The sequence below is a fragment of the Herbaspirillum sp. ST 5-3 genome (assembly GCF_004804275.1).
Taxonomy (GTDB): domain Bacteria; phylum Pseudomonadota; class Gammaproteobacteria; order Burkholderiales; family Burkholderiaceae_D; genus Noviherbaspirillum.
Genome location: NZ_STGI01000021.1, coordinates 13,918 through 26,999 on the forward strand (window position 1 = coordinate 13,918; position 13,082 = coordinate 26,999).

A 13,082-nucleotide genomic window follows, 5' to 3' on the forward strand; every position below is an offset into this window, starting at 1 on the left:
CTACGAGGCCCTCATCAGTACCGGGTGCGGCCGACGCGCGGGCGCCTCATCGAGTGAGCGATTCACCAGCGTGCCCAGCGTACGCACCGCATTTTCCACTTCCGCATTCCACGCATTGCCGCAGTTGATCCGGATGTAATTGCCGAACTTGCCCGAGGCCGAGAACAGCGGTCCGGGCATGAACGCGATGCGGTGCGCGATTGCCTGCGCGTGGAGCACCAGCGCATCGGCTTCTTCCGGCAGCTGTATCCACAACACGAAACCTCCCTGCGGCGCGGAGACCGAACACTCCGCGGGGAAAAACTCGGACACCGCGTCCGACATGCGCGCGATGCGCTGCGCCATGGTGCGCCGGCTGCGGCGCACCTGGTTGTCGTAGCTGCTGCTGCCGATGTAATCCGCGAGCACGGCCTGGATGAAGACGCTGGTGCCGCCGCTCGAGACATTCTTCAGGAAGGCCACCTGCTGCGTATAGCGTCCGGCCACGATATAGCCGGCGCGCACGGTAGGACTGATGATCTTCGAAAACGATGAACACAGCAGAACGTGACCGCTGGTGTCGTAGGCCTTGACCGGCCACGGGCGCTCGGCGGTGAAGCACAGGTCGCCATACACATCGTCTTCGACGAGGGGAATGTCGTACTGCGTCAGCAGCCCCGCGAGCCGCTTCTTGCTTTCCTCCGGCATGATGCTGCCAAGCGGATTGTTCACGTTCGGCACCAGCAGGCAGGCCTGCACCAGGCCCTCGCGCATCGCCAGTTCCAGCGCATCGATCGACAATCCGGTCTTCGGATCGGTCGGGATCTCCAGCGCCTTCATGCCCAGGCTCTCGATCAATTGCAGCAACACGAAGTAGGTCGGCGATTCGATCGCGACCGTGTCGCCCGGCTTGGCGACTGCGCGCAGGCTCAGGCTCATCGCCTCGGTGCAGGAATTGGTCGCGATGATTTCCTGCGGATCGATGCGTCCCCAGTCGACCGCGCGCCGGATCACCTGGCGGATGAAGTTCGGCTCATTGGTATCGAAGCAGCCGTCCTGCGTGAGCAGCTCGGGCGAGCGGCGCGCCACTGACGCCATGATCTGCTGCATGCGCTTGACCGGCAGCAGTTCATCCGGCGGCCAGGACAGGCCGAGCTGCAGCGCGCCGGGCGTCTTGTTGGCGCGCAGCACGCGCATCAAGAGATTGTTGATGCCGACATAGGTCGGCTGTGTCGTGCAATGCGATTCGTGCACGCCGGCCAGGTTGCGCGCACGGTGACGCACATAAAATCCCGCCTGCGGCCGCGCATCGATCAGGCCGCGATCCTCCAGCAGGCGCAGCGCCTGCATCACCGTGCTGATCGACAGGCGCTTTTGCTGCGACAGGTGGCGGATCGACGGCAGCCGGTCGCCGGGCGCGAACACCCTGCTGGCGATCAGCGCGCCGAGTTCATCGGCCAGGCGCTCGTAGAGGTTGATTTGGGCGGTCATGCTTTGATTCTGGGCTGAAGGCGACGCGGTACAAAGATACAGCGGCATGCTTTTTTGACCATAACAGTTTAAGGCCACTCCTGCTGTGATGGTCACAATTTCGATTTGCTGCACCTGTTGCCTTCGCTTGCATCCCCGTACGCTGTTGCTTCATACCCAAAGAAAGGAGAGCAGCGATGAAACCGAAGATAGTGGCAGCATCCAGGAGCCAGGTCGAATGCGAACTGCATGAGAACCATCCCCTGCGCCTGGTCGAAGCAGCGGGCCGGCGTATCCATTGCGTGTCCGGCATTGCATGGATTACGGCTTATCAGCATGCGACCGACGTTTTCCTGCGGCCCGGCGAAACCTATACCGTGCCGAATGACGGACTGGTGCTGGCCGAGGCTGTCGGGGAATCGCGCATTCGCGTCGACTTGCCGCGCGTCTTCGACTACTCGCCATGTCGCGTCTACCTGCCGGCATCGCTCGACTGGCTGCTCCACGCCATGAAACAGTTACCGTTCGGACGCAAGCGTCTCGCATGAGCAAGCTGTCCGCCGCGCATCCGCGGCGGCAGCGTGCAAGCCTTGATCGCATGCGCCACAATAGGCGTTCCTGGAAAGGAGCGCATCATGCGAACCATTCTGTCGCTGCTCATTCTGCTGTCGCCACTGGCGCTCGCCGGTGGTTCCAATTACACCATCACGCCCGGCATTTCCCAACCCGTTGGCAAGATCACCGAATGGCCGGTCCCCACGCCGAAATTTGCGCGCGATCCGGCGCCCGCGCCCGACGGCAGGATTTACATTGCCGTCATGCAGGGCAACAAGCTCGCGCGCTTCGATCCCGCCACGCAAAAGTTCGAGGAATGGAATTTGCCCGAAGGCACGCGGCCGCATGGCCTCGTGATCGATGAAAAGGGCACGGTCTGGATGACCGGCAACGGTAACGGCACGCTGCTCGAGATTCCTTTCCGGAACGGTCAGCCGGCATCGATGATCGCGCACAAGACGCCTTCCGGCGGCAGCCCGCATACCATTATTTTCGATGGCCGTGATGCGCTCTGGTTTACCAACCAGTCCGCCGACAAGGTGACACGCTTCGATCGCCGCAGCGGGAAGATGACCGAGTACGGCACGCGCGACGGTCCGTATGGTCTCGCGATGGATCGGCAAGGCAATGTCTGGTTCTGCCAGGCCAGCGGGCAGCGCGTCGGGCGCATCGATGCCGCTAGCGGCCGCGTCAGCGAGCTCGACCTTGGCAAGGGTTCGCTGCCGCGCCGCATCGCCGCCGCATCGGACAATACCCTGTGGGTGGTGCGCTATGGCGACGGCAAGCTCACGCACATCGATGCGCAAAGCGCGAAAGTGATCAAGACCTATGACATGCCCGCAGGAGAATCCGGCCGGCCGTATGCGGTCACTGTGGACGGTGCGGGCAAGGTCTGGGCCAACGAGATCGGTACCGATACCGTCACGCTGTTCGATCCCGCCACCGAAAAATTTCGTGTGTTTGCGCTGCCGAGCGACAACGAAGGAATACGCAAGATGATCGTCGATGCGAAAGGCCGGCTGTGGTATATGGGAAGCCATAGCGGCAAGCTGGGCGTGGTGGAATGAAGGCCTTCACACCTCGCAGAACAGCTTCCTGACCACCTTGTCCTCGCGCTGGAATTCCGCGCGCGGTTCGAAACGCGTTTCCGCCACCAGCACGACCAGCGCATCCTTGATCTTCAACAACTTCCAGCCGGCGCGCTCGCCGCTCTCGCTGCCGCCGGCGATCTGGAAGCAGCGCACGACTTCATCGCCGTGCCTGTCTTCGCCGTAGATGTGCGGCTCGACGATGCGGGAATAGCCGTGGTAGCGCAATTCCAGCACGCGCTTTTCCCTGACGGCGAGACAGATGGCGGGGTTCATGGGAAGACAAGTGTGGTCGATCACCGTGGGACAGGCAATCGCATGATCCGTTCGAAGCTCCGATCGCACGCGTTGCGCCCGCTCAGTCGCGGTTGCGTTCCCGATAGGCGCCCGGGTTCATGCCCGTCCAATCCTTGAAGGCATGCGTGAAGGAACTTTGCTCCTGGTAGCCGAGCAGAAAGGCGATTTCCGCAATGCTCAGTTTTTTCTGCTTCAGGTAATCGAGTGCCAGCTCATGCCGGGTCTGATCGAGCAATTGCTGGAAGCTGAGGCCGGCATCGCTCAGCTTGCGTTGCAGGGTGCGCGGCGTGATGCACATTTCCTGCGCGATCAGCGGCAGGCGCACGCGGTCCTGTTCCAGATTCTTCACGATGGCCGCGCGCACTTGCGCAACGATGCCGCCTTCCCGCTCCGCACGCAATTTCTCCTTCAGCAGCCGTTCCGCGTGCTGCTGCAACACCGGGTACAGGCTGACGTCGGCATTCGGCACCGGCCAGCTCAGCAAGGCGGCGTCGAAGCGCGCGGTATGCGCGGGCGCATCGAAGCGGACGTCGGTGCCGAAGATGCGCCGGTATTCGCTGTCATCCTGCGGCGCTTGATGGGCGAACGAAACCTCCACCGGCGGCAGCGCCTGGCCGGCAAGCCAGCTGCCGAAGACGCGGATGCCGGTGAACACGCTCTCGGCCAGATGCCGTGTTGCATGCGGAAACAAGCTGTCCCAGCGGTATTCCGCGACGCCCTTGTCCACGTTCAGTGTGGAACGGCCGAGGTCATGCGCCAGTCCCTCGAAGCGCTGGGTTTGCTGAAACGCCTGTCCGAAATCGCGGCAACTGAGCAGGATCAGGCCATACACATTGTAGGTGCCGAGCTTGACGCGTTCGCCCACATGCAGCCCGAAGTACGGATCCTTGGCCAGCTGCGCGCCGACATCGAGCAGGCGCACGTAATCCGTGGCCGCCAACGATTCCGGCAAGGGCGAGAGCGCATCCGGCGCGAGGCCGGCAGCTTGCTCCAGTTCACGCACGTTCACGCCGCGCACCGCCGCCGCTTCGATCAGCGGTTGCAGGTAGGGGCCGGCCACGCGACCGCCGGACCGGCTAGCGGGGGAGGGCGGTCTTGGCATGATCAAACAAGTGGGCTGTCATGAATGCGCAATACACGGATCGCTGGGGTGGATAAGATTTTGGCAACAAGCAGTATAACAAGCCATCAATAAGGATAAGCAAGGTGAGACGCTGGAACGGTTGGGGCGACGAGTCGATCGACTTCGCATTGAATGAAGAGATGCTGGCATTCCTCCACGCACGCGTGGGCGAGGGCAAGCCGCCGGTCGATGCGACACTGGCGCAGGCCTGCCAGGCCGTGCCTGCGAGCAGGCTGGCGCCGCATCGCCAGATCGACAGCACCCCGGAAGTGCGGCTGCGCCACGCGCTCGGGCAGAGTCTGCCGGACTGGCTGAAGCTGCGCTACGGCAAGATCGGCCGCGTGCCGGACGGCGTCGCGTTTCCGGAAAGCAGCGAACAGGTGCGCGACCTGCTCGAACATGCGCGACGCAGCAACGCGGTCGTGATTCCCTACGGCGGCGGCACCAGCGTGGTCGGCCATCTGACCGCGCCGGACGACGACGCGCCGGTGCTCAGCATCGATCTGTCGCGCTTGTCGCGCCTGATCGACTTCGATCCGCAGGCGCAACTGGCGACCTTCGGCGCCGGTGTCGCGGGGCCGTACCTGGAAGCGCAATTGCGCGCGCACGGCTACACGCTCGGCCATTTTCCGCAGTCCTTCGACTACTCGACGCTCGGCGGCTGGGTCGTGACGCGTTCGTCCGGGCAGCAATCGCTGCGCTACGGCCGCATCGAGCAGTTGTTTGCCGGCGGCAAGGTGGAAACGCCGAGCGGCACGCTCACCATCCCCGCATTTCCGGCCTCGGCCGCCGGCACCGATCTGCGCGAGATCGTGCTCGGTTCGGAAGGCCGCATCGGCATCCTGACCGAGGCAACGGTGCGCATCTCGCCCATCCCGCAGCGCGAAGCCTTTCACGCCGTGTTCTTCCCGAACTGGGCGCAAGCCGAAGCCGCGGTGCGCAGCATCGCGCAGGCGAAGCTGCCGCTGTCGATGCTGCGCCTGTCGAATCCGGTCGAGACGCTCACCACGCTCACCATGGCGGGCCACCGGACCATGATCGGTCTGCTGGAAAGCTATCTGCGCCTGCGCGGCTGCGCCGATCAGAAATGCATGCTGCTGCTCGGTGCCAGCGGCGATCGCGCGACGGTGACTCACGCGCTCAAGCAGGCGCTGCGCAGCGCAAGCCGCCATCACGGCGTGCATGCGGGCTCCGCCATCGGCAACAAGTGGAAGCAGAACCGTTTTCGCAACGTCTACCTGCGCAACGCCTTGTGGCAGCGCGGCTATGCGGTCGATACCGTCGAGACCGCCGTCGACTGGCCGCGCGTGGGCGGCATGATGCACTCGGTCGAGCAGGCCGCGCGCAATGCGTTTGCCGCATTCGGCGAGCGCGTGCACACCTATACGCACTTGTCGCACATGTATGCGCAGGGCGCGAGCGTGTACACCACCTTCGCCTACCGGCTGGCCGGCAGTTACGAGGGCGATCTGGAACGCTGGCAGGCCCTGAAGGGCGCGGTCTGCGAGGCGATCGTCGCCAATGGCGGCACCATCAGCCATCAGCACGGCGTGGGCGTCGATCACGCGCCCTACCTGCACGCGGAGAAGGGCGCATTGGGCCTGAGCGCGATGCGCGAGCTGTGCCGGCATTTCGATCCGAGCGGCATGATGAATCCCGGCAAGCTGCTGCCGGCGTCCTGAAAGGAATTCGCATGTGGCAGACCAACTGGCGCGAACGCACGAGCGCCTCGCTCAGCAACCGCAAATGGGACATCGTGATCATCGGCGGCGGCATCACCGGTGCCGGCATCCTGCTGGAAGCGGCACGCAACGGCCTGCGGGCACTGCTGGTCGAGCAGCGCGATTTCGCCTGGGGCACATCGAGCCGCTCCTCCAAGCTGGTGCATGGCGGGCTGCGCTACCTCAAGGAAGGCAAGCTCCTGCTGACGCGCGATTCTGTGCATGAGCGGGAACGATTGCTGAAGGAAGCGGCCGGCCTGGTCGAGCCGCAGAGTTTCGCCTTTGCCGATTACGAGGGACGCAAGCCCGGACGCTGGGCGTTTTCGCTCGGCCTTGCGCTGTACGACATGATGGCCGGGCAGCGTGCGCGGCATTATTTCCCCCCCGACGAATTCGCATTCATGGCACCGCATATCGCGACCGCCGGGCTCAAGGGCGGCTTGTGCTACACCGATGCCAAGACCGACGATGCGCGCCTGGTGTTGCGCGTGCTGCAGGAGGCGCTGACGGCGGGCGGCGTGGCGATCAATTACATGGCCGCGCGCCAGGTGCTGCGCCGTGACGGCCGGGTATGCGGGGTGGAATTGCAGGACGCCGTGAGCGGCCGGCGTCAGGCGGTCGAAGCCAAGGTCGTCATCAGCGCCACCGGCGCCTGGGCCGATGCATTGCGGCAGCAGGCACATAACGGCGCCAGGTTGCGCCCGCTGCGCGGCAGTCACCTGGTATTTCCGGCGTGGCGCCTGCCGGTGGCACAGGCGATCAGCCTGATGCATCCGCAGGACGGCCGTCCGGTATTCGCATTTCCGTGGGAAGGCGTGACCCTGGTCGGCACCACCGACGTCGATCATCGCGAGGACATGCGCATGGAAGCGGCGATCACGCCAGCCGAAGTCGCCTACCTGATGGCGGCCATCGATTTCCAGTTTCCGCAGCTCGGCATCACGCGCGAGGACATCATTTCCACCTTTGCCGGCGTGCGGCCGGTGATCGATAGCGGCAAGGCCGATCCCTCGAAGGAAGGGCGCGACCACGCGGTGTGGCTGGAAGACGGCCTGCTCACCGTCACCGGCGGCAAGCTCACCACCTTCCGCCTGATTGCGCTCGATGCATTGAAGCACGCCGCACCCATGCTGCGCGGCTGGCATGTGCGCCTGGGGGCACGTCCGGTATTTCCGCCGGTGCCGCCCTTGCCCTATGACCGGCGCCTGTCCTCGCAGCAAGCGCGACGACTGGTCGGGCGCTACGGCAGCTTCGCGCGCATGCTGCTGGCCGCCGCACAGGAGGGCGAGCTGGAAACGATCGCGGGTACCGACACCCTCTACGCGGAACTGCGCTGGGCCGCGCGCCGCGAAGCCGTGCTGCACCTGGAAGACCTGATGCTGCGGCGGACCCGGCTCGGCCTGCTGCTGCGCGACGGCGGCATCGCCATGCTGCCCAGGATACGTGCCATCTGCCAGCCGGAACTCGGCTGGGATGATATGCGCTGGGTGAGCGAACAGGCGGCGTATATTGCGCTGTGGCAGAAGCATTACAGCGTGCCGCCGGAGCAGGGCGGGCAGGCATCGCAGAAGGCCGCATAAAAAACAAAGTCGGAGACACGCATGTCCAACGAGTACATCCTGGCGATCGACAACGGCACGCAAAGCGTGCGCGCCATCCTGTTCGACTTGCAGGGCCATATCGTCGCCAAGTCGCAGGTGCACCTCGACGCCTATTTCTCCGTGCAGCCCGGCTGGGCCGAGCATGAGCCGGAAGGCTACTGGCAGGCGCTGTGCACGGCTTGCGCGCGCCTGTGGGCGCAGAACGACATCGACAAAAGCGCGATCAAGGGCGTGGCCGTTACCACGCAGCGCGGCACCGTCATCAACCTCGACAAGTTCGGCCGCCCCTTGCGTCCCGCCATCCTCTGGCTCGACCAGCGCCGCACTACTCAGGTGCCGACACTCGGGCCGCTGTGGCGCACCGCGTTCAAGCTCGCGCGCGTCGAGGACACGATCAACTTCTTTCTCGGCGAAGCCGAAGCCAACTGGATCAAGGCGCACCAGCCGGAGATCTGGGACAAGACCGACAAGTACCTGCTGCTGTCGGGCTACCTGAATTACCGCCTGTGCGGCGAGTTCATCGATTCGATCGGTTCGCAGGTCGGCTATGTGCCCTTCGACTACAAGGGCCTGCAATGGGCCGGCAAGCGCGACTGGAAATGGCAGGCGCTGCCGATCGAGCGCCGCATGCTGCCGGAGCTGGTTCCGCCCGGCACACTGATGGGCAGGATCACCGCCGCTGCCGCCGAAGCCACCGGCATTCCGCCCGGCACGCCGCTGCTGGCCGCTGCCGCCGACAAGGCCTGCGAAGTGATCGGCGCCGGATGCCTGGAGCAGCACATCGGATGCCTGAGCTATGGCACCACCGCGACCATCAATACCACCAGCAGGAAGTACATCGAAGTCACGCCTTTCATTCCGCCGTATCCGGCCGCCGTGCCGGATGCCTACAGCACCGAAGTGCAGATCTTTCGCGGCTACTGGATGGTCAACTGGTTCAAGGAACAGTTCGGCCATCACGAGAGGGATCGGGCGACGGAGCAGGGCATTGCGCCGGAAGCGCTGTTCGACGAACTGGTCAATGCGGTGCCGCCCGGCTCCATGGGATTGATGCTGCAGCCGTACTGGACGCCCGGTATCAAGGTGCCGGGGCCGGAAGCGAAGGGCGCGGTGATCGGCTTCGGCGATGTGCACACCCGCGCGCATTTCTACCGGGCGATCCTGGAAGGGCTGGCCTACGCGCTGCGCGAGGGCAAGGAACGCATCGAAAAGCGCAGCGGCGTGCCGATCACTTCACTGCGCGTCTCCGGCGGCGGCTCGCAAAGCGACGCGGCAATGCAGTTGACCGCCGACATATTCGGCCTGCCGACCGCGCGTCCGCACGTGTATGAAACATCGGGCCTCGGCGCGGCCATCGACGCGGCAGTCGGACTCGGGCTGCACAGCGATTTCAACACGGCGATCCATGCGATGACGCGCATCGGCCGCGTGTTCGAGCCGCAGCCGCATCACCAGAAGATTTACGACGAGTTGTACCGGCGCGTGTACCAGCAGATGTATGCGCGGCTGCAGCCGCTGTACAAGGAGATTCAGAAGATCACCGGCTACCCGCGGCTGCACTGACTTCTTTCAATCCAGTGTCTGCCGATAGCGCTTCAGCGCAATCAGCCCTGCGATCAGCATGAACAGCGCAATCGGCCACACATTCGGCAGCACCTCCATCCAGCCATTCCCCTTGAGCATGATGCCGCGCACGACGCGCAGGAAATGCGTGAGCGGCAAGGCCTGGCCGAGCACTTGCGCCCAGCCCGGCATGCCGCGAAACGGGAACATGAAACCCGACAGCAGCATCGACGGCAGAAAGAAGAAGAAGGTCAATTGCATGGCCTGCAACTGGTTGCGCGCAATCGTCGAGAAGGTGAAGCCGACCGCGAGATTGGCCGCCACAAAGACTACCAGCGCGGCCGACAGCAGCACGAGGCTGCCCACCATCGGCACATCGAACAGCAGCCGCGCGGCGACCAGGATCACCGCCGTCTGCACATAGCCGATCAGGATGTAAGGCGCGATTTTTCCGACCATCACTTCCAGCGGACGCACCGGCGTGGCGAGCAGGTTCTCCATGGTGCCGCGTTCGCGTTCGCGCGTCATCGCGAGTGCGGTCATCATCACCATGGTCATCGTCAGGATCACGCCGATCAGGCCCGGCACGATGTTGTAGCGCGACACGCCTTCCGGGTTGTATCGGCGCTGCGGGCGGATTTCGAAAGCGGCGTCGCCCGCTTGCAGCGTGCGCAACTCGCCGGTGAGATCGCGCGCCACCACCTGACGGCTGATCGCGCTCAATGACGACAGCGCATTGCCCGCTGCCGCCGGATCGGTTGCGTCGGCCGCCAGCAGCACGACCGGTCGCTCGCCGCGCAGCAACTGCCGGCCGAAATCCGGCGGAATGACCAGCAGGAATTGCACGCGTCCCTCGTCCAGCAGTTCATTGCCTTCCGCTTCGCTGCGCGGTCGCGCGGTCATCCGGAAATAGGCGGAGTTCTCCAGGCTGGCGACCAGCGTGCGCGCGAACTCGCTTTGATCGGCCTGCACCACCGCCATCGGCAAATGCTTGGGATCGGTATTGATCGCATAACCGAACAGGATCAGTTGCATGATCGGCACCACCACCATCATAGCGAACGTCAGCCGGTCGCGCCGGATCTGGCGGAACTCCTTGATGAGGATGGCGAGCAGGCGCGACCAGTTCATGATTCGTAGTTGTCCGTGGATTGCTGCATCAAGGCGATGAATACATCTTCCAGGCTGGTCTCGACCGGCGTGATGTGCAGATGGTCGCCGAGGTAGGGGGACAGCGCCGCGTCAAGCCCGGCCTGCGAGGTCGCGCTGATGTGCAGCGTGGTGCCGAAGGAAGCGACATTGATGCCGGGATGCGTGCGCAAGGCCCGCGCCAGTTCCGCCAGCCCCTCGCCTGCGGCCGAATAGGTGGTCAGCCGCGCGCCGGCAATCAGCTCTTTCGATGTGCCCTGCGCCAGCAGGTGCCCGTACGCGATATACGCGAGCTGATGGCAGCGCTCGGCTTCGTCCATGTAATGCGTCGAGACCAGCACCGTCAGTCCCTCCGACGCGAGCTGATGCAGATGGTCCCAGAATTCGCGCCGTGCCTTCGGATCGACGCCGGCGGTCGGCTCGTCCAGTAGCAGCAGTTGCGGTTCGTGCAGCAGGCAGGCGGCCAGCGCGAGGCGCTGCTTCCAGCCGCCCGACAAGGCGCCCGCCAGTTGCGTGCGGCGGCTTGCGAGTCCGAGCTGTTCCAGCGTCGCCTTCACCTTGTGCGCGCGCTGCGGCACTTCATACACGCGCGCGACGAAGTCGAGGTTCTCCTCGATGCTCAGGTCTTCATACAGGCCGAAGCGCTGCGTCATGTAGCCCACATGGCGGCGAATCTTGCGCGACTCCTTGCGGATGTCGAAGCCGAGGCAGGTGCCGCTGCCGTCGTCCGGCGTCAGCAGGCCGCACAGCATGCGGATGGTGGTGGTCTTGCCGCTGCCGTTCGGGCCCAGAAAGCCGTAGATGCGGCCGCGCGCGACCTGCATGTCGACATGGTCGACCACCACGCGATTATCGTAACGCTTGGTCAGGCCGCGCACATCGATGATCGCTTCCGCATCCATCACTGCGCCTTCGCACCGGACAAATGCACTTCCACCGGCTGGCCGGGATGCAGCGCCTGCGCCTGCCCGGGAACGGGGCGCGCCTCGATCATGAACACCAGCGTCGCGCGGTTTTCCTTGCTGTAGATGAGCGGCGCGGTGTACTCCGGTGCAGCCGATACGTAACTGATTTTTGCCGCGACGGACGACTTGCAGCCGTCGCATTGCAGGATCACGTCCTGCCCGAGGCGGATCGCGCCGAGCCGCGTTTCCGGAATGAAGAAACGCACCTTGATGTTCTGCGGCGGCAGCAGGCTGACCACCGGACTGCCGGCCTGCACGAATTCGCCCTCGCGGTACAGCACATCGTTCACGTCACCGGCGACCGGGATGCGCTGCGACTTCTGCTCCAGCCGCCAATCGGCCTGCGCCAGCTGCGCTTCGGCTGCCTTCAATTCCTGTTGCGCGGCGTCGATCTCGTCGCTGCGCGCACCGAGCCGTGCCACACGCAATTGCGCACGCAATTCCTTCACGCGGCCCTGATCGCGTTCGACGGCGGCACGCGCTTCATCCAGGTTGGCCGGGGCGATGAACTTCTCCGCGACCAGTTGCTTGCGCCGCGCAAAATTGCTGGACGATAGCTGCAGCGATGCATCGGCTTGCGACAGTTGCGCCTGCAGCGCGGCGATTTCATCCGGGCGCCGGCCTTTTTGCAGATTGGCCAGTTGCGCCTGCGCGCGCTGCACGCGCGAGGCTGCTTCGGCGCGGGCGGCGCGTTCGCTTTCCTGCTCCAGCACGAAGGCCGGCGCATTCTGCGCCACCTTGTCGCCGCGGCTCACGTACAGCTTGCTGAGCGTGCCGGCAATCGGCGTCGCCAGCCGCACGTATTCCGCCTCGGCGTAACCGGGAAAGTAATCGCCGGTCTTTTCCGCGCAGCCCGCCAGCAGTGCCGCGATCGTGAGCCACCATATCTTCATGCCATTCTCCGGTCGGGCACGGACAAGCCGCGCAACGCGAATTCGACGCGCTGCTCGACCGCCTTTTTCGATAACACCTCGCGCTCCAGCATGCCGCCGACCGCGGGCGGCAAGGCGCTGTTGTCCGCCAGTGCCGCGCCCAGCAGCACCGGCGCCATCACTGCGCCGGCGAGAAACGAGAATACCTGCGCCACCGGCGCCTTCGCCAGGTCGCCTTCACGTTGCGCCTCGACGATCAGGCTGGAAATCACGCCGAGATGGCGCGGCAGGTTGGCTTGCAGGAATTCGACCGCGACCTGTTCGCCCGCCAGCGCATCCGCCGCGATGCGCACCAGCAGTTGCCGATGCGTCCGGGCAAAGTGCGCCAGCACCAGCAAGGCATTGCGCAGGTTCTGCAATGCGGATTCGCCCTTATGCGAGCGAAGCACCAGCAGCGAAAACATCTGCTCGTAGATTTGCTGCAGCAGCGTGCGGATGAAATTGTCCTTGGTGCGGAAGTGGTAATGGAACATGCCCAGGTTGACGCCCGCATGTTCGGCCAGCTTGCGCGCGGACAGGCCGCGGCAGCCGGTGCCGGGCAGCAGTTCGACGCCGGCCTGCAACAGCCGCTGGTCAATGTTTTGGGAAGGGCGCGCCATGGAATTATTATACGAACGACTAATAATAAAGCAATCGCCA

12 protein-coding genes are annotated in these 13,082 nt (G+C 64.5%); 5 read left to right on the plus strand and 7 right to left on the minus strand.

All coding sequences use genetic code 11. From position 1 onward, the window contains the following. A complete protein-coding gene (locus E6W33_RS25690) occupies positions 1–1,470 on the minus strand; it encodes a PLP-dependent aminotransferase family protein (protein WP_136420231.1) in 1,470 nt (489 codons plus the stop codon). 176 nt (positions 1,471–1,646) lie between these two features. On the opposite strand from E6W33_RS25690, the gene E6W33_RS25695 reads away from it, so the two are divergent. Together E6W33_RS25695 and E6W33_RS25700 are read left to right on the plus strand one after the other, a co-directional pair. Further along, the gene (locus E6W33_RS25695) at positions 1,647–1,997 is read left to right on the plus strand and encodes a DUF2917 domain-containing protein (protein ID WP_136420232.1); all 351 of its coding nucleotides are present in this window, start codon (positions 1,647–1,649) and stop codon (positions 1,995–1,997) included. Positions 1,998–2,084: 87 nt separating this feature from the next. Beyond that, positions 2,085–3,071, plus strand: coding sequence for a hypothetical protein (locus E6W33_RS25700; protein WP_136420233.1), 987 nt, complete (start codon positions 2,085–2,087; stop codon positions 3,069–3,071). Between the two features lie 6 nt (positions 3,072–3,077). Here E6W33_RS25700 and E6W33_RS25705 read toward each other — a convergent pair whose 3' ends face one another. Together E6W33_RS25705 and E6W33_RS25710 are read right to left on the minus strand one after the other, a co-directional pair. Continuing rightward, positions 3,078–3,368, minus strand: a complete 291-nt coding sequence (locus E6W33_RS25705; RefSeq protein ID WP_136420234.1) for a hypothetical protein — start codon at positions 3,366–3,368, stop codon at positions 3,078–3,080. An 82-nt stretch (positions 3,369–3,450) separates the two neighbouring features. Beyond that, positions 3,451–4,491 carry an AraC family transcriptional regulator gene (locus E6W33_RS25710; RefSeq protein WP_136420235.1) on the minus strand — a complete coding sequence of 347 codons (1,041 nt, stop codon included), beginning with the start codon at positions 4,489–4,491 and terminating at the stop codon, positions 3,451–3,453. A gap of 104 nt (positions 4,492–4,595) precedes the next feature. On the opposite strand from E6W33_RS25710, the gene E6W33_RS25715 reads away from it, so the two are divergent. Genes E6W33_RS25715 through E6W33_RS25725 form a run of 3 tightly spaced genes read left to right on the plus strand, consistent with a single transcriptional unit; the run spans position 4,596 to position 9,397 of the window. Further along, a complete protein-coding gene (locus E6W33_RS25715) occupies positions 4,596–6,194 on the plus strand; it encodes an FAD-binding oxidoreductase (RefSeq protein WP_136420236.1) in 1,599 nt (532 codons plus the stop codon). An 11-nt stretch (positions 6,195–6,205) separates the two neighbouring features. Continuing rightward, positions 6,206–7,813 (plus strand): glycerol-3-phosphate dehydrogenase/oxidase, encoded by a 1,608-nt coding sequence (locus E6W33_RS25720; RefSeq protein ID WP_136420237.1) that lies wholly within the window; start codon positions 6,206–6,208, stop codon positions 7,811–7,813. A gap of 21 nt (positions 7,814–7,834) precedes the next feature. Further along, positions 7,835–9,397 (plus strand): FGGY-family carbohydrate kinase, encoded by a 1,563-nt coding sequence (locus tag E6W33_RS25725; RefSeq protein WP_136420238.1) that lies wholly within the window; start codon positions 7,835–7,837, stop codon positions 9,395–9,397. A 6-nt stretch (positions 9,398–9,403) separates the two neighbouring features. Here E6W33_RS25725 and E6W33_RS25730 read toward each other — a convergent pair whose 3' ends face one another. Genes E6W33_RS25730 through E6W33_RS25745 form a run of 4 tightly spaced genes read right to left on the minus strand, consistent with a single transcriptional unit; the run spans position 9,404 to position 13,042 of the window. Beyond that, on the minus strand, positions 9,404–10,528 hold the full coding sequence (locus E6W33_RS25730) for an ABC transporter permease (RefSeq protein WP_136420239.1): 1,125 nt from the start codon (positions 10,526–10,528) through the stop codon (positions 9,404–9,406). After that, entirely contained in the window at positions 10,525–11,448 is a 924-nt protein-coding gene (locus E6W33_RS25735; protein WP_136420240.1) for an ABC transporter ATP-binding protein, read from the minus strand. Before E6W33_RS25735 ends, E6W33_RS25730 begins: the two co-directional genes overlap by 4 nt. Then, positions 11,448–12,404, minus strand: a complete 957-nt coding sequence (locus E6W33_RS25740) for an HlyD family efflux transporter periplasmic adaptor subunit (RefSeq protein WP_136420241.1) — start codon at positions 12,402–12,404, stop codon at positions 11,448–11,450. Before E6W33_RS25740 ends, E6W33_RS25735 begins: the two co-directional genes overlap by 1 nt. After that, a complete protein-coding gene (locus E6W33_RS25745; RefSeq protein WP_136420242.1) occupies positions 12,401–13,042 on the minus strand; it encodes a TetR/AcrR family transcriptional regulator in 642 nt (213 codons plus the stop codon). The genes E6W33_RS25740 and E6W33_RS25745 overlap by 4 nt, the downstream gene beginning before the upstream one ends. Positions 13,043–13,082: the final 40 nt, after the last annotated feature.

Excerpts from the sequence above, each read along its gene's own strand:
- E6W33_RS25735 (WP_136420240.1), bottom strand. The coding sequence starts at position 11,448 with ATGGATGCGGAAGCGATCATCGATGTGCGCGGCCTGACCAAGCGTTAC.
- E6W33_RS25730 (WP_136420239.1), bottom strand. The coding sequence starts at position 10,528 with ATGAACTGGTCGCGCCTGCTCGCCATCCTCATCAAGGAGTTCCGCCAG.
- E6W33_RS25745 (WP_136420242.1), bottom strand. The coding sequence starts at position 13,042 with ATGGCGCGCCCTTCCCAAAACATTGACCAGCGGCTGTTGCAGGCCGGC.
- E6W33_RS25710 (WP_136420235.1), bottom strand. The coding sequence starts at position 4,491 with ATGCCAAGACCGCCCTCCCCCGCTAGCCGGTCCGGCGGTCGCGTGGCC.
- E6W33_RS25700 (WP_136420233.1), top strand. The coding sequence starts at position 2,085 with ATGCGAACCATTCTGTCGCTGCTCATTCTGCTGTCGCCACTGGCGCTC.
- E6W33_RS25740 (WP_136420241.1), bottom strand. The coding sequence starts at position 12,404 with ATGAAGATATGGTGGCTCACGATCGCGGCACTGCTGGCGGGCTGCGCG.
- E6W33_RS25725 (WP_136420238.1), top strand. The coding sequence starts at position 7,835 with ATGTCCAACGAGTACATCCTGGCGATCGACAACGGCACGCAAAGCGTG.
- E6W33_RS25720 (WP_136420237.1), top strand. The coding sequence starts at position 6,206 with ATGTGGCAGACCAACTGGCGCGAACGCACGAGCGCCTCGCTCAGCAAC.
- E6W33_RS25690 (WP_136420231.1), bottom strand. The coding sequence starts at position 1,470 with ATGACCGCCCAAATCAACCTCTACGAGCGCCTGGCCGATGAACTCGGC.
- E6W33_RS25695 (WP_136420232.1), top strand. The coding sequence starts at position 1,647 with ATGAAACCGAAGATAGTGGCAGCATCCAGGAGCCAGGTCGAATGCGAA.
- E6W33_RS25705 (WP_136420234.1), bottom strand. The coding sequence starts at position 3,368 with ATGAACCCCGCCATCTGTCTCGCCGTCAGGGAAAAGCGCGTGCTGGAA.